The sequence below is a fragment of the Bradyrhizobium vignae genome (assembly GCF_900324035.1).
Classification (GTDB): Bacteria; Pseudomonadota; Alphaproteobacteria; order Rhizobiales; family Xanthobacteraceae; genus Bradyrhizobium; species Bradyrhizobium vignae.
This window is the reverse complement of the sequence record NZ_LS398110.1, coordinates 93523-117027: the sequence shown is the minus strand read 5'-3', so window position 1 is coordinate 117027 and position 23505 is coordinate 93523. Positions and strand designations below refer to the sequence as shown.

25 protein-coding genes and 1 tRNA gene are annotated in these 23505 nt (G+C 63.4%); 14 read left to right on the top strand and 12 right to left on the bottom strand.

Translation table 11 applies throughout. From position 1 onward, the window contains the following. The first annotated feature begins 39 nt into the window (after nt 1-39). From BRAD3257_RS00550 to BRAD3257_RS00500, 10 genes are all read left to right on the top strand, one after another. A complete protein-coding gene (locus tag BRAD3257_RS00550) occupies nt 40-654 on the top strand; it encodes a ribonuclease D (protein ID WP_122400191.1) in 615 nt (204 codons plus the stop codon). A 143-nt stretch (nt 655-797) separates the two neighbouring features. Continuing rightward, the gene (lptC, locus tag BRAD3257_RS00545; RefSeq protein ID WP_122400190.1) at nt 798-1529 is read left to right on the top strand and encodes an LPS export ABC transporter periplasmic protein LptC; all 732 of its coding nucleotides are present in this window, start codon (nt 798-800) and stop codon (nt 1527-1529) included. 5 nt (nt 1530-1534) lie between these two features. After that, the gene (locus BRAD3257_RS00540; RefSeq protein ID WP_162500045.1) at nt 1535-2242 is read left to right on the top strand and encodes an LptA/OstA family protein; all 708 of its coding nucleotides are present in this window, start codon (nt 1535-1537) and stop codon (nt 2240-2242) included. Nucleotides 2243-2464: 222 nt separating this feature from the next. Then, nucleotides 2465-3475, top strand: a complete 1011-nt coding sequence (gene lptB / locus BRAD3257_RS00535; RefSeq protein ID WP_122400188.1) for an LPS export ABC transporter ATP-binding protein — start codon at nt 2465-2467, stop codon at nt 3473-3475. Nucleotides 3476-3565: 90 nt separating this feature from the next. After that, a complete protein-coding gene (gene rpoN / locus BRAD3257_RS00530) occupies nt 3566-5197 on the top strand; it encodes an RNA polymerase factor sigma-54 (protein ID WP_122400187.1) in 1632 nt (543 codons plus the stop codon). An 81-nt stretch (nt 5198-5278) separates the two neighbouring features. After that, nucleotides 5279-5884 (top strand): ribosome hibernation-promoting factor, HPF/YfiA family, encoded by a 606-nt coding sequence (hpf, locus tag BRAD3257_RS00525; protein WP_122400186.1) that lies wholly within the window; start codon nt 5279-5281, stop codon nt 5882-5884. 218 nt (nt 5885-6102) lie between these two features. Further along, entirely contained in the window at nt 6103-6564 is a 462-nt protein-coding gene (gene ptsN, locus BRAD3257_RS00520; protein ID WP_008141251.1) for a PTS IIA-like nitrogen regulatory protein PtsN, read from the top strand. 134 nt (nt 6565-6698) lie between these two features. Then, nucleotides 6699-6917, top strand: a complete 219-nt coding sequence (locus BRAD3257_RS39560) for a response regulator transcription factor (RefSeq protein ID WP_122400185.1) — start codon at nt 6699-6701, stop codon at nt 6915-6917. A gap of 274 nt (nt 6918-7191) precedes the next feature. Continuing rightward, nucleotides 7192-8484: an O-antigen ligase family protein gene (locus tag BRAD3257_RS00505; RefSeq protein ID WP_122400183.1), complete on the top strand. Its 1293-nt coding sequence runs from the start codon at nt 7192-7194 to the stop codon at nt 8482-8484. A gap of 14 nt (nt 8485-8498) precedes the next feature. Continuing rightward, nucleotides 8499-9521, top strand: a complete 1023-nt coding sequence (locus tag BRAD3257_RS00500; RefSeq protein ID WP_122400182.1) for a glycoside hydrolase family 5 protein — start codon at nt 8499-8501, stop codon at nt 9519-9521. A 422-nt stretch (nt 9522-9943) separates the two neighbouring features. Here the strand turns inward: BRAD3257_RS00500 and BRAD3257_RS00490 are convergent, their stop codons facing one another. From BRAD3257_RS00490 to BRAD3257_RS00450, 9 genes are all read right to left on the bottom strand, one after another. Continuing rightward, a complete protein-coding gene (locus BRAD3257_RS00490; protein ID WP_122400181.1) occupies nt 9944-10252 on the bottom strand; it encodes a type II toxin-antitoxin system Phd/YefM family antitoxin in 309 nt (102 codons plus the stop codon). A gap of 120 nt (nt 10253-10372) precedes the next feature. Continuing rightward, a complete protein-coding gene (locus tag BRAD3257_RS00485) occupies nt 10373-10645 on the bottom strand; it encodes a BQ00720 family protein (protein WP_035704148.1) in 273 nt (90 codons plus the stop codon). A 50-nt stretch (nt 10646-10695) separates the two neighbouring features. Beyond that, nucleotides 10696-11121 carry an Hsp20 family protein gene (locus tag BRAD3257_RS00480; RefSeq protein WP_122400180.1) on the bottom strand — a complete coding sequence of 142 codons (426 nt, stop codon included), beginning with the start codon at nt 11119-11121 and terminating at the stop codon, nt 10696-10698. 341 nt (nt 11122-11462) lie between these two features. Continuing rightward, on the bottom strand, nt 11463-12551 hold the full coding sequence (locus tag BRAD3257_RS00475; protein WP_122400179.1) for a sn-glycerol-3-phosphate import ATP-binding protein UgpC: 1089 nt from the start codon (nt 12549-12551) through the stop codon (nt 11463-11465). Between the two features lie 6 nt (nt 12552-12557). After that, entirely contained in the window at nt 12558-13406 is an 849-nt protein-coding gene (ugpE, locus tag BRAD3257_RS00470) for a sn-glycerol-3-phosphate ABC transporter permease UgpE (RefSeq protein WP_122400178.1), read from the bottom strand. After that, on the bottom strand, nt 13406-14287 hold the full coding sequence (ugpA, locus tag BRAD3257_RS00465; RefSeq protein ID WP_122400177.1) for a sn-glycerol-3-phosphate ABC transporter permease UgpA: 882 nt from the start codon (nt 14285-14287) through the stop codon (nt 13406-13408). The genes ugpE and ugpA overlap by 1 nt, the downstream gene beginning before the upstream one ends. Before the next feature lie 51 nt (nt 14288-14338). Next, complete coding sequence (gene ugpB, locus BRAD3257_RS00460; protein ID WP_122400176.1) at nt 14339-15655, bottom strand: sn-glycerol-3-phosphate ABC transporter substrate-binding protein UgpB; 1317 nt, start codon at nt 15653-15655, stop codon at nt 14339-14341. A gap of 220 nt (nt 15656-15875) precedes the next feature. After that, a complete protein-coding gene (locus BRAD3257_RS00455) occupies nt 15876-17078 on the bottom strand; it encodes a CaiB/BaiF CoA transferase family protein (RefSeq protein ID WP_122400175.1) in 1203 nt (400 codons plus the stop codon). A 175-nt stretch (nt 17079-17253) separates the two neighbouring features. After that, nucleotides 17254-17679 carry an organic hydroperoxide resistance protein gene (locus BRAD3257_RS00450; RefSeq protein ID WP_018645071.1) on the bottom strand — a complete coding sequence of 142 codons (426 nt, stop codon included), beginning with the start codon at nt 17677-17679 and terminating at the stop codon, nt 17254-17256. Nucleotides 17680-17837: 158 nt separating this feature from the next. On the opposite strand from BRAD3257_RS00450, the gene BRAD3257_RS00445 reads away from it, so the two are divergent. Continuing rightward, nucleotides 17838-18299, top strand: coding sequence for a MarR family winged helix-turn-helix transcriptional regulator (locus BRAD3257_RS00445; protein ID WP_122400174.1), 462 nt, complete (start codon nt 17838-17840; stop codon nt 18297-18299). Between the two features lie 3 nt (nt 18300-18302). Here BRAD3257_RS00445 and BRAD3257_RS00440 read toward each other — a convergent pair whose 3' ends face one another. The 3 genes from BRAD3257_RS00440 to BRAD3257_RS00430 all read right to left on the bottom strand — a co-directional run bounded on the left by BRAD3257_RS00440 (nt 18303) and on the right by BRAD3257_RS00430 (nt 19317). Further along, nucleotides 18303-18539, bottom strand: a complete 237-nt coding sequence (locus BRAD3257_RS00440; RefSeq protein ID WP_122406301.1) for a GIY-YIG nuclease family protein — start codon at nt 18537-18539, stop codon at nt 18303-18305. 201 nt (nt 18540-18740) lie between these two features. Beyond that, nucleotides 18741-18816, bottom strand: a tRNA-Ala gene (locus BRAD3257_RS00435). Nucleotides 18817-18912: 96 nt separating this feature from the next. After that, nucleotides 18913-19317: a TIGR02300 family protein gene (locus tag BRAD3257_RS00430; RefSeq protein ID WP_122400173.1), complete on the bottom strand. Its 405-nt coding sequence runs from the start codon at nt 19315-19317 to the stop codon at nt 18913-18915. A 158-nt stretch (nt 19318-19475) separates the two neighbouring features. Between BRAD3257_RS00430 and aroA the strand changes: the two genes are divergently transcribed. The 3 genes from aroA (at nt 19476) to rpsA (ending at nt 23424) form a co-directional block, all read left to right on the top strand. Beyond that, nucleotides 19476-20813 carry a 3-phosphoshikimate 1-carboxyvinyltransferase gene (gene aroA, locus BRAD3257_RS00425; protein ID WP_122400172.1) on the top strand — a complete coding sequence of 446 codons (1338 nt, stop codon included), beginning with the start codon at nt 19476-19478 and terminating at the stop codon, nt 20811-20813. After that, on the top strand, nt 20810-21448 hold the full coding sequence (cmk, locus tag BRAD3257_RS00420) for a (d)CMP kinase (protein ID WP_122400171.1): 639 nt from the start codon (nt 20810-20812) through the stop codon (nt 21446-21448). Before aroA ends, cmk begins: the two co-directional genes overlap by 4 nt. Before the next feature lie 269 nt (nt 21449-21717). Then, entirely contained in the window at nt 21718-23424 is a 1707-nt protein-coding gene (gene rpsA / locus BRAD3257_RS00415; RefSeq protein WP_162500044.1) for a 30S ribosomal protein S1, read from the top strand. Nucleotides 23425-23505 lie beyond the last annotated feature (81 nt).

The window sequence follows — 23505 nt, the reverse complement described above, 5'->3', positions numbered from 1 at the left end:
TGCAAAATGCACCGATTCGACCCGAGGTTTTGACCCGCCATGACCGTACGCCTGCACCGCGGCGACCTGCCCGACCTGTCCCGCTACACCGGAGCGGTGGCGATCGATACCGAGACCATGGGGCTGAACCCGCACCGTGACCGGCTCTGCGTGGTGCAGCTCTCGCCCGGTGACGGCAGCGCCGACGTGGTGCAGATCCCCAAGGGGCACACCGACGCGCCGAACCTGAAGGCGCTGCTGGCCAATCCGGCGGTCACGAAAATCTTCCACTTCGCGCGGTTCGATATCGCGGTCCTGTACCAGACCTTCGGCGTCATGACCGGACCGATCTATTGCACCAAGATTGCCTCCCGCCTGACCCGCACCTACACCGACCGCCACGGCCTCAAGGACCTCGTGCGCGAGGTGCTCAACATCGACCTCTCCAAGCAGCAGCAGTCCAGCGACTGGGGTTCCGACAGCCTCAGCGAGCCGCAGCTCGCCTACGCCGCCTCCGACGTGCTGCATCTGCATGCCTTGCGCGAGCGGCTCGACGCCATGCTGGTCCGGGAAGGCCGCGCCGCGCTGGCGCAGGCTTGTTTCGATTTCCTGCCGACTCGCGCTCTTCTCGACCTCCAGGGCTGGGCGGAAGAGGACATTTTCGCGCATTCCTAAGGGGCTCTCGCTGCGATTGGCCAGGGGTTGCCGCCCCGTTTCGGACACTTTCGTAACGGCCTGTCGCCGGCTGCATATTTGGGCGGCGCCGGATAGAATGGGGCCGAGCGATAGTTCAGGAGCCAAGGTAAGTAGGAGCCCAGGTGAATTCGGCCCAGAATCCCACCTACGACGCCGCGCTTGCGGCGAAGTTCGCCAGCGCGGCGCGCCACAGCCGCCTGGTGCGGATTCTGCGCATCGCGGTACCGGGTGCGGTGCTGCTGTCCATGGCTGCCATCGTCGGCGTCTCGATCTTCAATCCGTTCCGCATGCTGATGCCGAAGCTGCCGCTCGATTCCGGAAATATGGTGGTGTCCGGCACCAGGATCACGATGGAGACGCCGCACCTCGCCGGTTACACGCCGGACCAGCGGCCTTACGAGCTCTGGGCCAAGACCGCGACGCAGGACATCACCGATCCCGATCATGTCGATCTCTCGGATTTGCGGGCGAAGGTGCTGATGGAGGATCAATCGACCTTGTTCCTCGACGCCCGCACCGGCCGCTTCGACAACAAGCAGCAGCAGCTCGATCTGCACGAGGACATCTTCCTGCGCACCTCGACCGGCTATGAGGCGCGGCTGAACTCGGCCTTCGTCGACATGGGCAAGGGCACGGTCACCTCGGACGAGCGCGTCGACGTCAAGCTGACCAATGGCACGCTGAGCGCGGATCGCCTGCGAATTACCGAAGGCGGTGACGTCATCCGCTTCGAGGGCAATGTGGTGATGCATCTGGACAAGCTGGACGAGCCCGCTGCCGCCCAGCCCGTTCCATCCGAGCCCGCGCCGGCGAAGACACGCACGCCTCAGAACAAGCCTGCCAATTCAAAGTGATTTTCATGATGAACCGTTTTTCGCGCAACGCTGTCGTCGGCAAGGCCGCGCTCGCCGTCGGCCTCGCGCTGCTCGTCACGGGTGCGGCCATCGCGCAGGGCGCGATGCAAGGCGTGCCCAACGCGATGCAGGGCTTTTCGCAGAACCGCGATCAGCCGATCCAGATCGAGGCCGCGTCGCTGGAAATGCGCGACAAGAAGAAGGAGGCGACCTTCGCCGGCAATGTGAAGGTCGTGCAGGGCGACACCACCATGACCTCGAAGACGCTCGTGGTGTTTTACGATTCGGGCGGCGACAAGCCGGCCACGCCGCAGCCCGCACCGGCGAAGGGCGCGAAATCGGCGCCGATGCAGTCGGCGACGCCAGGACCGAGCGGCAGCTCCTCGATCAAGCGGTTGGAGGCACGCGGCAATGTCGTGGTCACCCAGAAGGACCAGGTGGTGACAGGCGAGACTGCCATCTTCGACACCCGGACCAATCTCATCACCATGCTCGGCGGCTCGGGCCAGGTGGTCCTGACGCAGTGCAAGAACGTCATGCGCGGCGACCGCTTGACCGTCGATATGACCACCGGCGTGTCGCGCGTGGAATCTGACAGCGGACGGGGAGTCCAGGTCCTGATGCCGCAGGGTGGCAGCAATGATTGCGGCCAGGGCGGCAAATCCGGCGCGGCGCCGCCCTTGCAGCTGCCCGGCGCAAGCAAACAAAAGTAAATTCAATCACTTGGCTCGGGTGCTCCCGATCCGAGGTTGAAGCCTGCGCGGCGAGACTGTATCTAGCGCGCAGGGCTTTCGAAGCGGGGTTCGCCGCTTTTCGGGCGTGTTTCACTGGGCATGAGACATCCCTTCACTCATGCTGCGTCAGCGAATCGGTCTGGCTGGCGTGGCAGATCACGCGAATTTCGCGCACGAAACGCGCAAGGCTAGAAGGCGGGGATGGTCGATCTCTTCAGCATGTTCCGTCGGCGCCCCGCCAAACGTGGCCGGCCTGGATTTGCGCGTCAGGACATCACCGCACTCGGTGACAACGTCGGCGGCCTCATGGCCAGTCCCGTCAGGGACGCGCCGCCGATCACCCGGGAGCAGCCGATGCGTGCGCCCGACCAGTTCCAGGCGGACTACCAGGCCGACTATCAAGTCGAGCCGCCGCGGCCGCAGCCGGTCCACCCGGTCAGGGCCGCCAGCAAATCCAATGGCGCAGGCGGGCCGCAGCTGCTGAAGCGGCCCGGCTTCCTGGCTGTGCATAATGTGGAAAAAGCCTTCGGCAGCCGCCAGGTGGTGCGCGGCGTCAGCATCTATGTGCGCCGAGGCGAAGCGGTCGGCCTGCTCGGCCCGAACGGCGCCGGCAAGACCACCGTGTTCTACATGATCACCGGCCTGATCAAGGCCGACCGCGGCGCGATCGAGCTCGACGGCCATGATGTGACGAAGCTGCCGATGTATCAGCGCGCGCGGCTCGGCATCGGCTACCTGCCGCAGGAAGCCTCGATCTTCCGCGGCCTCACCGTCGAGCAGAACATCCGCGCCGTGCTCGAAGTGGTCGAGCCCTCGCGCAAGAAACGCGAGCAGCAGCTCGATTCGTTGCTCGACGAGTTCAACATCACGCGCCTGCGCAAATCGCCGTCGATCGCGCTGTCCGGCGGCGAGCGCCGCCGCGTCGAGATCGCACGCGCGCTGGCGACGCGGCCGAACTACATGCTGCTCGACGAGCCCTTCGCCGGCATCGACCCGATCGCCGTCGGCGACATCCAGGACCTCGTCCGCCATCTCACCAATCGCGGCATCGGCGTGCTCATCACCGACCACAATGTCCGCGAGACGCTCGGTCTCACCGATCGCGCCTATATCGTCTATGCCGGGGAAATCTTGACCGAGGGGACGCCGGATGAGATCGTTGCTGATCCGGACGTGCGCCGCCTTTACCTTGGCGAGGAGTTCCGCCTCTAGCCCTTTTTTCCAATCCGTCAAGACGTGTACATCGGGCTCGGACTAGGATAAGCAAAAATCGGACCAATTTTTGGGAACGGTTCTTGCTTCATGGCGCTCACGCAGAGATTAGAGTTCCGGCAATCGCAGTCGCTGGTCATGACGCCGCAGCTGATGCAGGCGATCAAGCTGCTGCAATTGTCCAATCTCGATCTCACCACCTTCGTGGAAGAGGAGCTTGAGCGTAACCCCCTCCTGGAGCGGGCCAATGACGAGGCGCCCGCGGGCGAGGCCTCGGCCGAGGCCGGCCAGTACGGCGATGGCGACGATTCCGGTGGTCAAGGTGACGGTGTTGGCGACGACGGCTTCGGCGGCAGCGGCGAGGCCTTCGAGCCGGGCCAGGAAGAATGGATGAGCAAGGATCTCGGCACCCGCGCCGAGATCGAGCAGACCCTGGACACCGGCCTCGATAACGTCTTCTCCGAGGAGCCGGCCGAGGCTGCGGCGCGCAACGCCCAGGATGCCGCGCCGACCACCTATACCGAATGGGGCGGCGGCGCCTCGGGTGACGAAGACTACAATCTCGAAGCTTTTGTCGCGGCCGAGACAACGTTGTCGGATCATCTCGCCGAGCAGCTCTCGGTCGCCTTCACCGCCCCCGCCCAGCGCATGATCGGCCAGTACCTGATCGATCTCGTCGACGAGGCCGGCTATCTGCCGCCCGATCTCGGCCAGGCCGCCGAGCGTCTCGGCGCAACGCAGCAGGAGGTCGAGGACGTCCTTGCCGTGCTGCAAAAATTCGACCCGCCCGGCGTCTGCGCGCGGTCCTTGAGCGAATGCCTGGCGATCCAGCTGCGCGAGCTCGACCGCTACGACCCCGCGATGCAGGCCCTGGTCGAGCATCTCGATCTCTTGGCCAAGCGTGACATCGTTGCCTTGCGCAAGATCTGCGGCGTCGACGACGAGGACATCGCCGACATGATCGGCGAGATCCGCCGCCTCAATCCCAAGCCGGGCATGAAGTTCGGCTCGGCGCGCCTGCAGACCATGGTGCCCGATGTCTATGTCCGTCCGGGCCCCGACGGCGGCTGGCATGTCGAGCTCAATAGCGACACCTTGCCGCGCGTGCTGGTCAACCAGACCTACTATTCCGAGCTGTCGAAGAAGATCGGCAAGGACGGCGACAAGTCGTATTTCACCGACGCGCTGCAGAACGCGACCTGGCTCGTGCGCGCGCTCGACCAGCGCGCCCGCACCATCCTGAAGGTTGCAACCGAGATCGTGCGCCAGCAGGACGGCTTCTTCACCCATGGCGTCGCGCACCTGCGGCCGCTCAATCTGAAGGCCGTCGCTGATGCCATCCAGATGCATGAATCCACGGTGTCGCGCGTCACCGCCAACAAATATATGGCGACCAACCGCGGCACGTTCGAGCTGAAATATTTCTTCACGGCCTCGATCGCCTCGGCCGACGGCGGTGAGGCGCATTCGGCGGAAGCCGTGCGTCACCACATCAAGCAGCTGATCGATTCGGAGGAGCCCTCCGCGATCCTGTCGGATGACACCATCGTGGAACGCTTGCGCGCCTCGGGCATTGATATTGCCCGCCGCACGGTCGCGAAGTACCGCGAAGCCATGCGCATACCCTCCTCGGTGCAACGCCGCCGCGACAAGCAGAGCGCTCTTGGTAACGTCCTCTCCACCGCCTTGTCCGATCGCTCCCGCAACCCCGAACTGGCCTGATTGCGCCGGAGCGAAATCGCGCTACTCTCGATTCCCCATCGAGACCGATCCAAGCTGGGCACCAACCAAGCGAGGCATCACATGACTCTCAGAATCTCGGGAAAGAGCATCAGCGTCGGCGAGGCCCTGCGCGGTCGCGTCGCCGACCGAACCGACGAGGTGCTGCGCAAATATTTCGACGGCAACTATTCCGGCCACATCACGCTGAGCAAGGACGGCTTCGGCTTCCGCACCGATTGCGCCCTGCATCTCGATTCGGGAATTACGCTGGAGGCCGATTCGAACGCGCCGGATGCTTATGCCAGCGCTGACCAGGCGCTGCTGATGATCGAGAAGCGGCTGCGTCGCTACAAGAACCGGCTCAAGGACCGCTCCGCCCGCAAGGCCCATGCCGCCTCCGAGGCGATGGCTGCGCTCGATGCCACCAGCTATGTGCTGGAAGCGCCTGGGGAGGGTGAAGAGGAAGTCACCGGCTACAGCCCCGTCATCATTGCGGAGCAAACCACGGCGCTGAAGCGGCTCTCGGTCAGCGAAGCTGTCATGGAACTCGACCTCAGCGGGGCACCCTGCCTGGTGTTCCAGCATGGTTCGTCCGGCCGGGTGAACATCATTTACCGCCGGGCGGACGGCAATGTGGGCTGGATTGACCCGCCGGGTGCGAAGGTCGACGGCCGGTCGGATGGTTAGGCCTGGGACGGGGCCCGTAGCATTCCGGCCCCTTAACAATGACGGGGGCAAAGCCGCATGCGGGAGTTGGCACCGGGATTGCGTTGGAGTAGAAGCCCCCCACATCTGAACCGGGGCTAAGTCCGCCTCCTGCTTCATGTTATTGACGCCGGCTCAGTTTGGTCTATCAAGCTGGCCAATTCGGAACCTGACGGTTTAATTCACCTCGGAAACCCTCCATGCCGATTACCGATCTGGTCGCACCCGAGGCGATTCTCCCGGCATTGAAGGTCAACAGCAAGAAGCAGGCCCTGCAGGAGCTCGCAGCCAAGGCCGCCGAGCTGACCGGGCAGAACGAGCGCTCGGTATTCGAGGTGCTGCTGCAGCGGGAGAAGCTCGGCACCACCGCGGTCGGGTATGGCGTCGCCATTCCCCACGGCAAGCTGCCCAAGCTGGAAAAGATCTTTGGCCTGTTCGCGCGGCTCGATCGCCCGATCGATTTCGAGGCGATGGACGGCCAGCCGGTCGACCTGGTCTTCCTGCTGCTCGCCCCCGAAGGCGCCGGCGCCGATCACCTCAAGGCGCTCGCTCGCATCGCCCGTCTCCTGCGCGATCAGGACATCGCCAAGAAGCTCCGCGCCTCGCGCGACGCCCAGGCGATCTATTCGGTGCTCGCTCTGCCGCCCGCGACTGCGGCGTAAAGCTCGCGCCAAGCCGTCGTTATCGCGTCCAACTGCCGCGGCATTTTCGGCGACTCCATGCAAGGCTTGCGGCAGGGCCGTTCAAGAGGATACCTGTCTCTGATCGGCGCTTGATTGGCCTTAAGGGGGCAGGAGTGAACAAAGTGCCAGATCTCCGCTTCGGAGATCTGATCCTTGACGAGACGTGCCTGTTCGCGCGCCGCAATGGGCAGACGATCAAGTTCGCCAGAAACGAGCGCGCGCTGTTGCTCGCCCTCACCCGGAATCCGCATCGCCTCATGCGCCGCGGCCGTCTGCTCGATGAGGTTGCTTCGGAATCCGACATATCCGGCGCAGCATCGACTTTCTGGTGAACAGGCTGCGGACCAAGCCTGGCGACAGCGCCAAATCGCCAAAGTACATCGCCACACAATATGGCGAGGGCTATGTCTGGATCGCCGCATCGCCTTCGGCGGCGTTCACAAAGCTGCAAGCCTCCTGTCGGTCTCGAATCCATCGTGGCTGGGATCTGCTTCACATCGGCGATATGACCTTCGCCGAAGGTTTGCCCTGGGGCCGCCGACCGCGCGAAGGGGTCGCGATGCAACCTTAAGGGAAATATTAACCGTGCTTTCGGAAGGTCGGCTCATGGCCAGCCTGCACACCGTAGCGGATTCCGAGGCATACGACAGCGCGATCTGGAAAGCGCCCGGCGCCGGCGTGGAAACGCTTGCCAGAAACGTGATCCGCATCTCGATCACCGTCAACGTGATCGCGTCGATGGGCGTTTTCCACCCCGCATTGCTCCCCGCAGAGTGGAGCTATGTGCAACAGGCCGTCGCGCTCTTGATGTGGGTCATCCTGATCTACGCCAGCGTCTTCGTACGTCCACGCGTGCGCGTGCAGCCCAATCCCGATCTCATCACGCTGGTCGCATTCTATACTCTCGCTGCCGTTTCCGTTCTCTGGACCAGCCTCGCCACCGCAGCGATCATGAAGAGCGCGGCACTTGTGGTGACGACCTTCGGTGCTTACTGCCTCATCACGCGTATCGACATCGACGAGATCGTCGGATCGACGGCGCTGGGGCTCTTCATCCTGGTCGCCGCCTCGGCCCTGTGTGCGGTCTTCGTGCCCGAGATCGGCGTTGACCAGAGCTGGATGCACAATGGCCAGTGGCAGGGAATATATGAATCGAAGCAGACGCTCGGCTTCATCAGCGCCTATCTGATGTTTTTCGCCTGTTATCAGAAGATGACGGGCCAGGGGTGGATCGCTTTCCTCTCGACCTTTCTCCTGGCATCGACCTGCGTCATCGCCTCGGGATCTCGTGGTGCCGGTGCCGTTGCGCTTGCCGCGGGCGGACTGCTCGTGACTTCGATGTGGTCGATCCGCTGCATGAGAGTCTACGCGGTGCTGCCGTTCATCATGTGCATCCTGGCCGCCCTGCTGATGCTGTATTTCTATGTGACGGGGTACGATTCCATCCGTATCGGCGAATCGACCATCGATTTCACCGAGCGGACCTTCATTTGGCAGTACGCCATCAGCCATTTCAACGACGCGCCGCTGCTGGGCTTCGGCATCAACGGATTCTGGACGCGGCCTTCGATTTACGACTATTTCAATCAGAACCATGGCTGGGTGCTCGACAATTATCACAGCGGTTACGTCGCGGTGGCGATTGAAACCGGATTTCTGGGATACGTTCTGTTCGTTGCGAGCGTCTATCTGTTCTCGGAAAAGGTCCTGTATTTGATCGCCACTCGCTCGATCGATCGTTGCCACTGCGCGCTCATCATCGGATTCGTCGTCCTGAGCTTTCAATCGAATTTCACCGAGACGATGTTGCTTCGCTCGACGATGTTCACGTCGGTGCTTCTCGTCGCATTCTTCTTCGCAGTGTGCAGGCCGGTGCCGCAGCAACCCCTGCAGCAATGATGGGGGCAAGCAGGATGAAGGCCATCTGCGCCCGCTGGCCGGTCACTTTAGGTCTCGCCTTGGCGATATCCGTGCTTGCGATCTGCCGTCACGCCGAGGCAGCCGGGCAGGGCACCGCGCCTGCTCTCCCGAGATTGGGGCGCGGCATCAACATCCTCGGGTACGACGGTATCTGGGAGGGCGGCCGGAACGCGCCATTCCGCCTGGACAACCTCACTGCGATCAGAAACGCCGGGTTCTCGCACGTTCGGATCAATTTCTTTGCCTTCAAGTTCATGGGCCCCGGGAATTTGCTGGATGACATCGTCTTGCGCCGGCTCGATGCCGTTATCGAGGAAGTGCTCGCCCGGAATCTCATCCCCGTCCTCGACGAACACGATACCGATGTTTGCCAGCGCGACGTGTCCGGATGCGCCGAGAAGCTGAAAGCGTTCTGGATGCAAATCGCCGCGCGCTATGCCGGAAAATATCCGAGGCTTGTCTTCGAGGTTCTCAACGAGCCGGGCGGGCAGATGACGTCTGCCGCCTGGAGCGCCCTTCTGAATGAGTGTCTCGGCGTCATCCGCGCCACCAATCCCCGGCGGGCAGTGATCGCTGCGGTTCTCAACATCGATGACATCCCTGTCGAGGACCTGGTCCTGCCGTCAGATGACCGAAACCTCATCGTCACGTTTCACTATTACGCGCCGATCCGTTTCACTCATCAGGGCGCACCGTGGTCCGAAACGTTTTCGCGAGTAGGGCCACTTGATTGGGGCACTCTGGAGGACGAACGGAAGGCTCTCGCCAATTTCGAGAAGGTGCGTATCTGGTCCGAGCGGGAAAAGCGCCCGATCTATCTCGGCGAGTTCGGCGTGTACGAGGCCGCTCCAGCCGAAGCTCGGACGAGATACCTGTCGTTCGTGGCGCGAACTGCGGAGCGGCTTGGCTGGGCATGGGCCTACTGGCAGTTCGACCATGATTTCGCTGCGTTCGACAGCGCGCGTCAAAGCTGGAAGCCGGAGATCATGCGGGCGCTGATCCCGGCGGGGCGTTGAAGTTTGAAACTTTCGCGACCTGAGCCGGACGCGCGCCTCGACGAATTCGTCGACATCGCGTGTAACCACGATCAGGTCCTGTGAAGCCGCGATGGCCGCGATGAACAAATCCGGTTGTCCGAACGTGTGGCGGCGCTTGCGCCCTTCGGCGACCATCGTTCTCCATCGCACGATCACGTCCTCCGTGATGCCGAGAACCCGCCCCGCGAACAGCGGCCGAAGCGTGTTATCCAGCCACGATCGAAGATCCGCTCGCCTGGCGGGTCGGAGAGTTGCTCGATGCCATAGACGATTTCGGCAAATGTGACCTCCGTGACATAGAGGTCGTCGCCGGTTTGGCCGGCGACAAAATTCGCTACATCAGGATTGGGTTTCGGCCTGCGTAGTTCCGAAACCACGTTTGGTATCGAGCAGCCATCCCCTCAAAGCTCGACGTCCCGAACCTTGGACTTGATCGTCAGGCGTTCGAACTCCAGGTCGCCCAATGGAGACTTGGCAAGGGCGACAGCGATATCGCGGCCGCTTACGGGCCGCTGAAGGCGGTCAAATTCCTCTGCCGCGACAATCACCGCGGCGTCCTTCCCGTGCAGCGTCACGCGCTGTGGTCCAGAGCGTTGGGCCTCTCTGACGATGTGGCTCAGATGCGTTTTCGCATCCTGAAGGCTCCATCGTCTCGATTGAAGACCCTTCTTCGAAGAGGGGGGCTTTGAAGAGGGGGGCTTTGCCGCCATGTTGCGCTTTCTGGTCGGATCAACCAGATTTTAGAATATCCGAATTCGTCGTCAAAGTGAAACGGGCACGCCTTCGTGCGAAGGCATGCCCGTCAAAACTCTATTCTGCGACGCGCGTGCTCAGTGCACGCTCACCGCTTGCAGCTCGTTGCTCCAGGCGTTGGCGATTGCGGCTTCGCGGCTGTCGGTCAACATGATCGGCGTGCCGTCGGCGGCGTGGAGCGCGAACAGCTTGAGACCCGGCGCAATCTTGGGCGCCTCGGGGAACAGGTCCGGCACGTCCTCGGAGCGGATCTGCTTCACATAGGCGATATGGCCTTCGCCCAGGGTCGCCAGCGTCTCCGGAGAGACGTTCTTGGCTTCGTATTCGAACGCAACGTGACCTTCACTCATGGTCTCGACTCCTCTGGAACACTAAGCGGTCGAGTCCGCTACTCGTTCCATTATTCGTGCTCATTGATAGCGATTGTCTTAACGATCCGCTCCGGTTCAGGCCGGGCCAGATCGATCGACAACAGCCCGTTCTTCAGATCCGCCCCCAGCACCAGCATCCCCTCAGCCAGCACGAAGGTGCGCTGGAAGTGGCGCGCGGCGATGCCGCGATGGATGTATTGCCGGGTCTTTTCGTCCTGCTGCCGCCCGCGGATCACGAGCTGGTTTTCCTCAATGGTTACATCGAGTTGGTCGCGCGTGAATCCGGCAACCGCCAGCGTGATGCGCAAACGCTCGGGCTGGCCGTCCGTGCGGTCACACCTCTCGATATTGTAGGGAGGGTAGCCGTCGGCGCCTTTGACGACGCGGTCGAGCACGCGCTCGATCTCGTCGAAGCCCAGCAGGAAGGGACTGGAGAGCGTTGGAACACGAGACATAGTTTACAAAGTCCTCGCAGAAGCGACTTTGGTGTTTCAGGGCCCGTCAAGGCACCCCTTGGTCAGCAATATGGGCATATCCATGTGTGGGTTCAAGGACGTAGCCGGGGCCTGTGGATGGGCCGACGCCACCATCGTCAGGCCCAGAGCATCGCATTAGGCGTCATGGCCGGGCTCGTCGCGGCCATCCACGACCTTCCTCGCGGCACCAAGAATGTGGATGCCCGGGACAAGCCCGGGCATGACGAATCTGCCGCCGAATTTCCCCAACGAAAACAAAGCCCCTTCTACTGTGCATGGGGTTGTTTTCACGGTTTTGATCTGACTCCTTTCGGAACCCGTCAGGCCTCGATCCGCTTCCGCCCGTCGCCGCTGAACAAATGCAGCTTGCTCTGCACCGCCGCGACGCGGATTTTCGCGCCGATGGCGGGGGCTTCGGTTCCGGGAATGCGGACGATGACTTCGCCGGGCGGCAGCTCGCCGGGCGTGGCGGCGACGCGCTGGTCTTCCTGCTGGCGCGAGCCGTAGACGAAGGTTTCGGCGCCGACGCGCTCGATCGCTTCCACGGTGAGCGGCAGGGCGACGCCGCCGGCGGGCGTCTCGTCGGTGATGACGAAATCCTCCGGGCGGATGCCGAGGATGCCGGCGTCGGCCGCAGCGCTGCCGGCGAGCTGCGACCGGATCTCCTCGGGCCGCGTCGACATCAGATTCATCGGCGGCGCGCCGATGAAGGAGGCGACGAAGGTGGTCGCCGGCTTCTCGTAGATCGCCAGCGGGTTGCCGACCTGCTCGACCTGGCCGCCGTTCATCACGACGAGAATGTCGGCGAGCGTCATCGCCTCGAGCTGGTCGTGGGTGACGTAGATCGACGTCGTGTTGAGCCGGCGCTGCAATTTGCGGATCTCGACCCGCATCGCGATGCGCAGCTTGGCATCGAGATTGGAGAGCGGCTCGTCGAACAGAAACACTTTCGGCTGGCGCACGATGGCGCGGCCCATGGCGACGCGCTGGCGCTGGCCGCCGGAGAGCTGGCGCGGCTTGCGCTCCAGCATGGCGGACAATTCGAGCACGCGCGCGGCTTCCTCGACGCGCGTCTTGATCTCGGCTTCCGCCATGCCGCGGTTGCGCAAGCCATAGGCCATGTTGTTGTACACGCTCATATGCGGATAGAGCGCGTAGTTCTGGAACACCATCGCGATGTCGCGGTCGGCGGGCTCGATCTGGTTGACGACGCGCCCGCCGATGTCGATCTCGCCGCCGGTGACGGTCTCGAGCCCTGCGACCATGCGCAGCAGCGTGGACTTGCCGCAGCCGCTTGGTCCGACCAGCACGCAGAACTGTCCGTCGCCGACATCGACGTTGACGCCTTTGATGGCCTCGAAGCCGCCGGTGTAGGTCTTGCGGACGTTGCGCAGGGTGACGTTAGCCATAAATCTCTACTTCTCCGTCTCGACGAGGCCGCGCACGAATAGCTTCTGCATCACGACGACGACGAACACCGGCGGCAGCATGGCGAGCACGGCGGTTGCCATCACGATCGGCCATTCGGTCAGCGCGTCGGTGGTGGTGATCATCTTGCGGATGCCGATCTGGATCGTCTGCATGTCGTCGCGCGTGGTGATCAAGAGCGGCCAGAGATATTGATTCCAGCCGAGGATGAACAGGATCACGAACAGCGCGGCCATGTTGGTGCGCGACAGCGGCAGCAGCGTATCCCAGAAGAAGCGCAAGGGACCTGCGCCGTCGATGCGCGAGGCCTCCAGCAATTCGTCCGGCACCGTCATGAAGAACTGGCGGAACAGCAGCGTCGCGGTGGCCGATGCGATCAGCGGCAGCGACAGGCCGGCATAGCTGTCGAGCATATGCAGATCGGCGACGATCTTGTAGGTCGGATAGATGCGCACCTCGACCGGCAGCATCAACGTGATGAAGATGAGCCAGAAGATCGGCATCCGGAACGGGAAGCGGAAATACACGATCGCATAGGCCGAGATGATCGAGATCGCGATCTTGCCGACCGCGATCAGCAGCGCCGTTATCAGCGAGTTCAGCATCATGTTGCCGACGGGCTCGCGGGTCGAGCCGCTCGTGCCGACGAAGATGGTCTGATAGTAAGTCTCGAAGAAGTGGCCGCCGGGCAGCAGCGACATCTGCCCGTTCGCGATCAGCGCGTTGTCCTGGGTCGAGGCGACGATCGCGATGTAGACGGGGAAGGCGACGATCGCGATCCCGATCCAGAGGATGACATGCGCGACGTAGCGCCGAAAGCCTTCTTCCTCGACCATCAGTAGGTTACCTTGCGTTCGACGAAGCGGAACTGGATGCCCGTCAGCACGATCACCATGATCATCAGGATCACCGACTGCGCCGCCGAGCTGCCGAGATTGCCGCCGAGCAGGCCGTCGGAATAGACCTTGTAGACCAGCGTTTCCGTCGACTTGCCGGGACCGCCGCGGGTCATGGTGTCGATGATGCCGAACGTGTCGAAGAAGGCGTAGACGATGTTGACGACCAGGAGGAAGAAGATGGTCGGCGACAGCAGCGGGAAGGTCACGGTCCAGAACCTGCGCATCGGGCGCGCGCCGTCGATCGCGGCAGCCTCGAGCACGCTTCTCGGGATGCTCTGCAGGCCGGCGAGGAAGAACAGGAAGTTGTAGGAGATCTGCTTCCAGGCGGCGGCGAGGATGATCAGCGCTGCGGCCTGGTCGCCGTCGAGCAGCGGATTCCAGTCGATGCCGAGGGCGCGCAAATACCGCGAGAGCACGCCGAGCGAGGGATGCAGCATGAAGATCCAGAGCACGCCGACGACCGGCGGCGCCACCGCATAGGGCCAGATCAGCAGCGTCCGGTAGAGCAGCGAGCCGCGCAGCGGCTTGTCCGCCATCACGGCGAGCAGCAGCGCAAACGACAGCGACGACACCGCGATCGCGAACGAGAAGAAGAAGGTGCGGACGATCGCCTCGAAATAGGCGCGCTCCCTGAACAGCTCGAGATAGTTGTCGAACCAGACGAAGCTGCTCGACAGGCCGAAGGCGTCCTGGAGCAGGAAGGACTGGATCAGCGCCTGCAAGGCCGGCCAGTAGAAGAAAATCAGGACGATCGCGAGCTGCGGCGCAACCAGCGCATAGGGCAATAGCTTGGATTGGAAAATGGCTTGCTTTTGCATGATGCCCGCGGGGGGCGGCAGGCCGGGTTGACCGGCCTGCCGCTCGTCGCCTTACTTCACGGCGGTCTTTTCGAACTGGCGCAGCATGGTGTTGCCGCGCTCGACGGCCGCGTCCAGCGCCTGCTTGGCGGTCTTCTTGCCCGCCAGCGCCTGCTCGATCTCTTCCGCCCAGACGTCACGGAGCTGCACCATGTTGCCGAGGCGCAGGCCGCGCGAATTCTCGGTCGGCTCCTTGTTGGTCAGCTCGAGCAGCGGCGTCTCCAGATACGGCTGGTCCTTGTAGAAGCCTTCCGCCTTCGCCTTCTCATACGCCGCCTTGGTGATCGGCAGATAGCCCGAAGCCTTGTGGATGTAGACCTGGCGATCGGTATCCGAGAGGAAGGTGAGGAATTTTGCGACGCCCTTGTATTCGTCAGCCGACTTGCCGCCCATCACCCAGAGCGAGGCACCGCCGATGATCGAGTTCTGCGGCGCGCCCTTGACGTCGGGATAATAGGGCATCGGCACCGCGGTGAAGGCGAACTTGGCCTGCGCCTTGACGTTGCCGAAGAACGCCGACGAGGTCAGGTAGAGCGGGCATTCGCCCGACGTGAAGCGGCCCTCGCCGGTGTTGGTGCGGCCGGCATAGTCGTAGGTCTTGTCCTTCTGGAGCTCGACCAGGTTTTCGAGATGCTTGACCTGGAGAGGTCCGTTGAACTCCAGCACGGTGTCGAAGCCGTCGAGCCCGTTGGCCTTCGTCGACAACGGCACGTTGTGCCAGGCGGAGAGCTGCTCGAGATTGACCCAGGTGACCCAGGAGTTGGAAAAGCCGCAGGTGGCGTGGCCGGCCGCCTTCAGCTTCTTGGCGGCGTCGAACACTTCGGGCCAGGTCTTCGGAATCGCGACATTGGCCTTCTTCAGCTCATCGAGGTTGACCCACATCACCGTCGACGACGAGTTGAAGGGGAAGGACAGCATCTCGCCCTTCGAGGTCGAGTAATAGCCGGTGATCGCGGGCAGATAGGCCTTCGGATCGAACTTCTCGCCGGTCTCGGCCATCAGCTTGTACACCGGCTTCACGGCGCCGGTCGCGGCCATCATGGTGGCGGTGCCGACCTCGAACACCTGCATGATGTGCGGCGCGTTGCCGGCGCGGAACGCGGCGATGCCGGCGTTCATCGTGTCGGCGTAGTTGCCCTTGTAGGTCGGGATCACCTTGTAGTCGCTCTGCGCGGCGTTGAAATCGTTGGCGAGCTTGACGATGACGTCGTTGTTGGCGCCGGTCATCGCGTGCCACCACTGGATTTCGGTCACGGCGAGTGCCGGCGAGGAGCCGAGACCAACCGTGAGTGCAACAGCAGCAGCCGCGCCAATATGTCGAAGAGCCATCAAGAAAACCTCCCTTGCCCGTCACTAAAGAAGCGCTTGCGCTAGCAGCGCCATATGACGTTCACATGACTGTGTAAGCGGGAGAAACGAAAGCAGCAAGCGCTGCCAAATGGGAAGTCGTCAAATAGGCGAAGACGGATCGGGCAGCCTCGTCCGTTCGCGGTGCACTATCGTGCCCGCGCCGCACTGCGGCATCATTCGTTGACGGAGGAGGTGGCCGCTAGCGCTTGCGCTCGGGACCGCAAACGGTGCCCTTCTCGACCATCGCGTCGATCTCGGCCTTGGAGTAGCCGAACTCACCCAGCACCTCCGCGGCGTGCTGGCTGAATTTCGGCGGCACGCGCCGCAGGCTCGGCTTGCTGCGGTCGAGCCGGATCGGCGAGGCCACGCCCTTGTACCAGTCCTTCTCGATGATATCGCCGCGGTAGATCGTGTGCGGATTCGTCAACGCCTGATCGATCTTCTGCACCGGACCTGCGGGCAGGCCGGCCGCGAGCAGGCGATTGCACAGCGGCTCGGCCTCGTGCTGACTGAACACTGCGGCAAGCTCGGCGCGCAGCGCCTCGCGATTGGCGATGCGGTCCTTGTTGCGGGCAAAGCGCGGGTCGGTGCCGAGCTCGGGTTTGCCGATCTCTTTCGCCAGCTTGCGGAAGGTGCCGTCATTGCCGACGCCGATGAAGATGTCGTCGGTCTTGGTCGGGAAAATCGCGTAAGGCACGAGGTTGGGATGCTCGTTGCCGGTGAGACCAGGCGGCTTGCCATGCATGAAATAATTCGCGGTGTGCGGATGCATGATGGCAAGCCCGGTCTCATACAGCGTCGTCTCGAGGAACTGGCCCTTGCCCGAACGCTGACGTTCCGACAGCGCCATCAGGATGCCGATCGCCGCATAAAGTCCCGTGGTGATGTCGACCAAGGGCACGCCGATCCGCATCGGCCCGCTCTCGGGCGATCCGGTCGCCGCGATCATGCCGGTCATGGCCTGGATGATGGCGTCATAGCCCGGATTGCCGCCACGCGGGCCGTCGGCACCGAAGCCGCAGATCCGGCAATGCACGAGTCGCGGAAATCTTTCGCGCAACACCTCGTTGCCGATGCCCCATTTCTCCAGTGTGCCCGGCTTGAAATTCTCGATCAGGACGTCGGCCGTCTCCAGCATCTTCAGCAGCACGACGCGGCCGCCCTCGGAGGCGAGGTCGAGGCCGATCGAGCGCTTGTTGCGGTTGATGCCGACGAAATAGGCCGCGTCTTCCTCATGGAAGGGAGGGCCCCATTCGCGCACCTCGTCGCCCGCGGGCGGCTCGACCTTGATGACGTCGGCGCCGTGGTCGGCGAGGATCTGGGTGCAGTAGGGACCTCCGAGCACGCGCGTGAGATCGATGACGCGCAGTCCGCTCATGGCACCCGTTGCCGCTTCAGTCATGCCTTCGCTTCTCCTGTATCGACGTTTGATCACAGGCCTAGCGAGGTTTTTTTGCGCCCGCAATGGCGCCGCACGTAGGGCCGCATGCACCGCCGCCGCGCAATCCCGCGATGTGGGAAATCAACGGAAGCGGCCGGCCCGAGGGAATCCCGGGCCAGCCCATCCGCCCTTTCGATCAGACGACCGTCAGGCGAACGTCGACATTGCCGCGCGTGGCATTGGAGTACGGGCACACCTGGTGCGCTTTCGCGACCAGCGCCTCAGCCTCCGCGCGGGCAAGGCCCGGCAGCGAGACGGCGAGATCGATGTCGAGGCCGAAGCCGCCTTCGGAGCGCGGGCCGATGCCGACGGTCGAGGTGACGGAGGCGTCGGCGGGAACCTTGGGGCCGCCCTGCGAGGCCACGAATTTCATCGCACCGATGAAACAAGCGGCATAGCCGGCAGCGAACAGCTGCTCGGGATTGTTGCCGGCGCCGCCCCCGCCGCCGAGCTCCTTCGGCGTGGTGAGCTTGACGTCGAGCGCGCCGTCGAGGGTGGCGGCATGGCCGTCGCGACCGCCGGTCGCCTTGGCGCTGGTCTTGTAGAGGACGTTCACGGACATTTTCGTCTCCTCGGGTCTTTCCGGGTTGGGGTGCGATCTTTTATTGCAGGCAATTAGATTGTGTGCAATTGAAATTGCCAGGCCTCACATTTAATTGTTCGCAATTGAATGTCGTGCCGCGCGGTCCCACAATGGGGCAATCCTCGTGAGATTCCCCCATGGCCCGGAAACCATCGGCAGCGGACGCGCCGCTGCGGCTCGACAACCAGATCTGCTTCGCGGTCTATTCCGCCGCGCACGCCTTCAACCGCGTCTACAAGCCGCTGCTCGACCGGCTCGGCCTGACCTACCCGCAATATCTGGTGATGCTGGTGCTGTGGGAGCGCGACGACGTGCCGGTCAAGGAGATCGGCGAGAAGCTGTTCCTGGATTCGGGCACGCTGACGCCGCTGCTCAAGCGGCTCGAGGCCGCCCATCTCGTCAAGCGCACCCGCTCGAGCGAGGACGAGCGTCAGGTGCTGATCGCGCTGACGCCGCAGGGCCATGCGCTGAGGGAGAAGGCGCGCAGCGTGCCGCAGTCGATTCTGGCGGCGACGGACTGCTCGGTGCCGGAGCTGGTCGCCATGAAAGACGAGATCGTCGCGCTGCGCGATCGGCTGAATGCGGTGATCGGGGATTAGGGGTTAGAGGCGCTTCTTGGCGAAGGCGCGGCCGGGTGCCGACTTCAGGTGCTTCTCGAATGCGATGGCCTGCTTCTCGTTGCTAAACGCGATGTAAGTCTTGAGACGCCAAGGCCCATACTTCGAGGTGTGAGGCACCTCGCCAGCATTGTGCTTTGTCAGTCGGGCGCGCAGATCATCGGTGATCCCGACGTGGAAATGAAGGGAATTAAGGCTCTCAAGGATGTAGACGTACTTCAGGGCACACTCCTCGGTTGTCGAGGAGAGCTTACACCCGCTTTTGTCCTGCAAAAGCCTGGCTTCGCCGTGAAGCGCTTGCGGAGCCGAAGTTCGCGAACTGAAGGCTTGCGAATAAAGCCCGGCTTCGCCCTTCGGGCTACGCCGCGGCAGCCCTCGCTACATAGGGCTTGCCGAGCCGAAGCTGGCGAAGCCAGCGAAGGCTGGTGGAGCCAGGCGGGATCGAACCGCCGACCTCTTGCATGCCATGCAAGCGCTCTCCCAGCTGAGCTATGGCCCCTTAGTCCTTAACCGGGGTGAACCTGGTTGATCCCCCGGACCGGCGAGCCCTTGGCGACTCGCGCGGTGCACCCTTTTTCACAGATCAGGGCTGATCTCAAGTCTCTTCATCACCTCCGACATCACCAATGATGTCTGTCACGTCCTCATCGCCCTCTTCCTCGTCGGCAATGAAGGTCGAATCATCGTCATCGTCGTCGTCGAGGGTCTCATCGACCTCGATATCGTCCTCGGATTCGGGCACGACAGCCTTGACCTTGCCGGTGCTCTCCTCGGCATCGGCCTCCTCGAGCGAGACCAACTCCTCGGCCTCGGCCGGCTCCGGCGCGGTGTCCTGGGCCATGTTGCGGGTATCGCCGCCCCGTGCGCGCGCGGGCGCAATCGGCGCAATCGGCACCACCTCGCCGGTATAGGGCGAGATCACCGGATTCTTGTTGAGGTCATAGAACTTCTTGCCCGTGGTCGGGCAAATACGTTTGGTTCCGAGTTCGGACTTGGCCACGGCAGGAATCCTGGGAATGTCTGAAAAGCGGTGCTTCACTTGGCTAGTTGGCGGCCGGCTGTCAATAGCGCATTACGAGAGAAAGACATGCTCGTGACGGGGCTCGGACCATGTGGTAGGTGCGCCCAGCCCCATAGGGCCTATTCAAGGACACAATCTTGACCCATTCCGACCAACCGAGGCCGCTCCAGTCTCGTGCCAGCGGTGCCCTGACCGGGAAAGTACGGGTGCCCGGCGACAAGTCGATCTCCCATCGTGCCCTCATCCTGGGTGCGCTCGCGGTCGGCGAGACCAGGATTTCGGGCCTCTTGGAGGGCGAGGACGTCCTCAACACCGCCAAATCCATGCAGGCACTCGGTGCCAGCGTCGAGCGGACCGGGGATTTCGCCTGGAAGGTAAACGGGGTCGGAGCCGGGGGATTTGCCCAGCCCAAGGCGCCGCTGGATTTCGGCAACTCCGGCACCGGCTGCCGCCTCGTCATGGGCGCCGTTGCCGGCTGCCCGATCTCGGCGGTGTTCGACGGCGACGCCTCGCTGCGCAGCCGCCCCATGCGCCGGATCCTCGATCCGCTCGAAAAGATGGGTGCGAAGGTTGTCTCCGGCGGCGAGGGCGGGCGTCTGCCGCTGACCCTCCAGGGCGCGCGCGATCCGCTTCCGATCACCTACAAGACCCCGGTCGCCTCCGCCCAGATCAAGTCGGCCGTGCTGCTGGCGGGCCTGGCTGCGCCGGGCACCACGACCGTGATCGAGACCGAGGCCAGCCGCGACCACACCGAGCTGATGCTGAAGCATTTTGGCGCGGACATCACCTCGGTGCAGGAAGGTCAGCACGGCCGCCGCATCACGCTGGTGGGTCAGCCCGAGCTGCATGGCGCCAATGTCGTCGTGCCCGCCGACCCCTCATCGGCCGCCTTCCCAATCGTTGCAGCGCTGATCGTCGAGGGCTCCGACATCGTGCTGTCCGACGTCATGACCAATCCGCTGCGCACAGGCCTGTTCACGACGCTACGCGAAATGGGCGCCTTCATCGAGGAGAGTGAAGTGCGCGGTGATGCCGGCGAGCCGATGGCGCGCCTGCGCGTGCGCGCGTCAAAGCTGCGCGGCGTCGAGGTGCCGCCGGAGCGCGCGCCGTCGATGATCGACGAATATCTGGTGCTGGCAGTGGCGGCATCCTTCGCCGAAGGCACGACGATCATGCGCGGCCTGCAGGAGCTGCGCGTCAAGGAATCCGACCGCCTGGAGGCCACCGCAGCCATGCTCCGCGTCAACGGCGTCAAGGTCGGGGTCTCCGGCGACGATCTTATCGTCGAGGGCCGCGGCCATGTCCCCGGCGGCGGCACTGTCGCCACCCACATGGACCATCGCATCGCGATGTCCGCGCTGGTGATGGGCTGTGCCTCCGATCAGCCGGTGACCGTCGACGACACCGCCTTCATCGCCACCAGTTTCCCGGACTTCATTCCGATGATGCGTTCGCTAGGGGCCGAGTTTTCATGATCATCGCCATCGACGGGCCCGCAGCCTCGGGCAAGGGGACGCTCGGCAAGCGCCTCGCCCACCATTACGGCTATCGTCATCTCGATACCGGGGTCATCTATCGCGCCGTGGCTTACGAGCTGATGCAGTCCGGTCACGATCTCCGCGATGAAGCGGCGGCGGTGGCGGCAGCGCTGGAGCTCGATCCCGAAAAGTTCGGCAATCCGGTCCTCAAGACCCAGAAGGTCGGCGAGGGCGCCTCGATCGTCTCGGCGATCTCGCGGGTCCGCGAGGTCCTGGTCAATTTCCAGCGGCAATTCGCTGCCGATCCGCCCGGCGCCGTGCTCGATGGCCGGGACATTGGAACCGTGATCTGCCCCCATGCCGACGTGAAGATATTCGTCGTCGCCGATCCCAAGGTCCGCGCCCATCGCCGGACCATGGAGGCCAGGGCGAGGGGGGAAGAGGCCGATGAGGCGGCCGTGCTCGCGGACATCATCCAGCGCGACGAGCGCGACAAGAACCGGCCGGTTGCGCCTTTAAAACCGGCCCCGGATGCTTACTTGCTAGATAACTCCCAACTGGATATAGAAGGCGGCGTCCGGGCCGCCATCGACATTATCGAGGCCGTCCGAGCGGGCCGGTCGCGGGGTTAAGCCGCAGCCGTCATTGGAGGAAGCGCCCGCTCCCGTCTCTTTGATGTCGATACCTTCGGTCCCCTCGTTTCGGGGCCGGCGCGATCCAGGCTCCGGACAAAGATTTCCACGTATCGAACGCGCGGGCCTCAGCCGGCCCGCCTCCGCTGTTCCGCTGCAAAGCCGGAGCAGCGAGCGGTCGCTCGAAGGTTTTGCGGACCTTCCGACACTGCGTGTGCGATGCGCCCATGAACCCAACGGCCGGCAAGACATCCGCAACTGGAGAACAAATGGCTTCGACTTCTGCTGATACCTATAGCCCCTCGCGCGACGATTTCGCCGCGATGCTCGACGAGTCCTTCGCAGGCGGCAACCTGCAGGAAAGCTCCGTCGTCAAGGGCAAGGTGGTTGCAATTGAAAAGGACATGGCCGTCATCGACGTCGGCCTGAAGACCGAGGGCCGCGTTGCCTTGCGCGAATTTTCCGGCCCCGGCCGTGAGAGCGACCTCAAGGTCGGCGACGAGGTGGAAGTGTTCCTCGATCGCATCGAAAACGCCCTCGGCGAAGCCGTGCTGTCGCGCGACAAGGCGCGCCGCGAAGAGAGCTGGGGCAAGCTCGAGAAGGCGTTCCAGAACAACGAGAAGGTCAACGGCGTCATCTTCAACCAGGTCAAGGGCGGCTTCACCGTCGACCTCGACGGTGCCGTGGCGTTCCTGCCGCGCTCGCAGGTCGACATCCGTCCGATCCGCGACGTTGCGCCGCTGATGAACAACTCGCAGCCGTTCCAGATCCTCAAGATGGACCGCCGCCGCGGCAACATCGTCGTGTCCCGCCGCACGGTGCTGGAAGAGACCCGCGCCGAGCAGCGCCAGGAGCTGGTGCAGAACCTCGAAGAGGGTCAGGTCATCGACGGCGTGGTCAAGAACATCACCGATTACGGTGCGTTCGTTGACCTCGGCGGCATCGACGGCCTGCTGCACGTCACCGACATCGCATGGCGCCGCGTCAACCATCCGACCGAGGTGCTCTCGATCGGCCAGACCGTGAAGGTCAAGATCATCAAGATCAACCACGAGACGCACCGCATCTCGCTGGGCATGAAGCAGCTGCTGGACGACCCGTGGCAGGGCATCGAAGCCAAGTACCCGCTGGGTGCCCGCTTCACCGGCCGCGTCACCAACATTACCGACTACGGTGCGTTCGTCGAGCTCGAGCCGGGCATCGAAGGCCTGATCCACGTCTCCGAGATGTCGTGGACCAAGAAGAACATGCATCCCGGCAAGATCGTCTCGACCTCGCAGGAAGTCGACGTGCAGGTGCTGGAAGTCGATTCCGTCAAGCGCCGCATCTCGCTCGGCCTCAAGCAGACCATGCGCAACCCCTGGGAGGTCTTCGTCGAGAAGCACCCGACCGGTTCGGTGGTCGAGGGCGAGGTCAAGAACAAGACCGAGTTCGGTCTGTTCCTGGGCCTCGAGGGCGACGTCGATGGCATGGTCCACCTCTCCGACCTCGACTGGAAGCTTCCGGGCGAGCAGGTGATCGACAACTACAAGAAGGGCGACATGGTGAAGGCCGTGGTGCTCGATGTGGACGTCGAGAAGGAGCGCATCTCGCTCGGCATCAAGCAGCTCGAAGGCGACCCCTTTGCCGAGCCGGGCGATGTCAAGAAGGGCGCGGTCGTGACCTGCGAAGTGCTCGAAGTGAAGGAGAGCGGCATCGAGGTGAAGATCGCCGGTACCGACTTCACCACCTTCATCAAGCGCTCCGAGCTCGCGCGTGACCGCAACGACCAGCGCGCCGAACGCTTCGCTGTCGGCGAAAAGGTCGATGCCCGCGTGATCCAGTTCGACAAGAAGGCCCGCAAGGTCCAGGTGTCGATCAAGGCGCTCGAAGTCGCCGAAGAGAAGGAAGCCATCGCGCAGTACGGCTCTTCCGATTCGGGTGCGACGCTCGGCGACATCCTGGGCACCGCGCTCAAGAACCGCGAGAACAAGTAAGCGAAACGTTCGTTTCGCTGCATCGAAGCCCCGGCGCGAGCCGGGGCTTTTTTGTTTGGCTTGGCGGCCGTATTGTCCGTT

Coding starts and splice junctions, on each gene's coding strand:
- BRAD3257_RS00550 (WP_122400191.1), top strand. CDS start 40: ATGACCGTACGCCTGCACCGCGGCGACCTGCCCGACCTGTCCCGCTAC.
- BRAD3257_RS00540 (WP_162500045.1), top strand. CDS start 1,535: ATGATGAACCGTTTTTCGCGCAACGCTGTCGTCGGCAAGGCCGCGCTC.
- lptB (WP_122400188.1), top strand. CDS start 2,465: ATGGTCGATCTCTTCAGCATGTTCCGTCGGCGCCCCGCCAAACGTGGC.
- rpoN (WP_122400187.1), top strand. CDS start 3,566: ATGGCGCTCACGCAGAGATTAGAGTTCCGGCAATCGCAGTCGCTGGTC.
- hpf (WP_122400186.1), top strand. CDS start 5,279: ATGACTCTCAGAATCTCGGGAAAGAGCATCAGCGTCGGCGAGGCCCTG.
- ptsN (WP_008141251.1), top strand. CDS start 6,103: ATGCCGATTACCGATCTGGTCGCACCCGAGGCGATTCTCCCGGCATTG.
- BRAD3257_RS00505 (WP_122400183.1), top strand. CDS start 7,192: ATGGCCAGCCTGCACACCGTAGCGGATTCCGAGGCATACGACAGCGCG.
- BRAD3257_RS00500 (WP_122400182.1), top strand. CDS start 8,499: ATGAAGGCCATCTGCGCCCGCTGGCCGGTCACTTTAGGTCTCGCCTTG.
- BRAD3257_RS00490 (WP_122400181.1), bottom strand. CDS start 10,252: ATGGCGGCAAAGCCCCCCTCTTCAAAGCCCCCCTCTTCGAAGAAGGGT.
- BRAD3257_RS00485 (WP_035704148.1), bottom strand. CDS start 10,645: ATGAGTGAAGGTCACGTTGCGTTCGAATACGAAGCCAAGAACGTCTCT.
- BRAD3257_RS00480 (WP_122400180.1), bottom strand. CDS start 11,121: ATGTCTCGTGTTCCAACGCTCTCCAGTCCCTTCCTGCTGGGCTTCGAC.
- BRAD3257_RS00475 (WP_122400179.1), bottom strand. CDS start 12,551: ATGGCTAACGTCACCCTGCGCAACGTCCGCAAGACCTACACCGGCGGC.
- ugpE (WP_122400178.1), bottom strand. CDS start 13,406: ATGGTCGAGGAAGAAGGCTTTCGGCGCTACGTCGCGCATGTCATCCTC.
- ugpA (WP_122400177.1), bottom strand. CDS start 14,287: ATGCAAAAGCAAGCCATTTTCCAATCCAAGCTATTGCCCTATGCGCTG.
- ugpB (WP_122400176.1), bottom strand. CDS start 15,655: ATGGCTCTTCGACATATTGGCGCGGCTGCTGCTGTTGCACTCACGGTT.
- BRAD3257_RS00455 (WP_122400175.1), bottom strand. CDS start 17,078: ATGACTGAAGCGGCAACGGGTGCCATGAGCGGACTGCGCGTCATCGAT.
- BRAD3257_RS00450 (WP_018645071.1), bottom strand. CDS start 17,679: ATGTCCGTGAACGTCCTCTACAAGACCAGCGCCAAGGCGACCGGCGGT.
- BRAD3257_RS00445 (WP_122400174.1), top strand. CDS start 17,838: ATGGCCCGGAAACCATCGGCAGCGGACGCGCCGCTGCGGCTCGACAAC.
- cmk (WP_122400171.1), top strand. CDS start 20,810: ATGATCATCGCCATCGACGGGCCCGCAGCCTCGGGCAAGGGGACGCTC.
- rpsA (WP_162500044.1), top strand. CDS start 21,718: ATGGCTTCGACTTCTGCTGATACCTATAGCCCCTCGCGCGACGATTTC.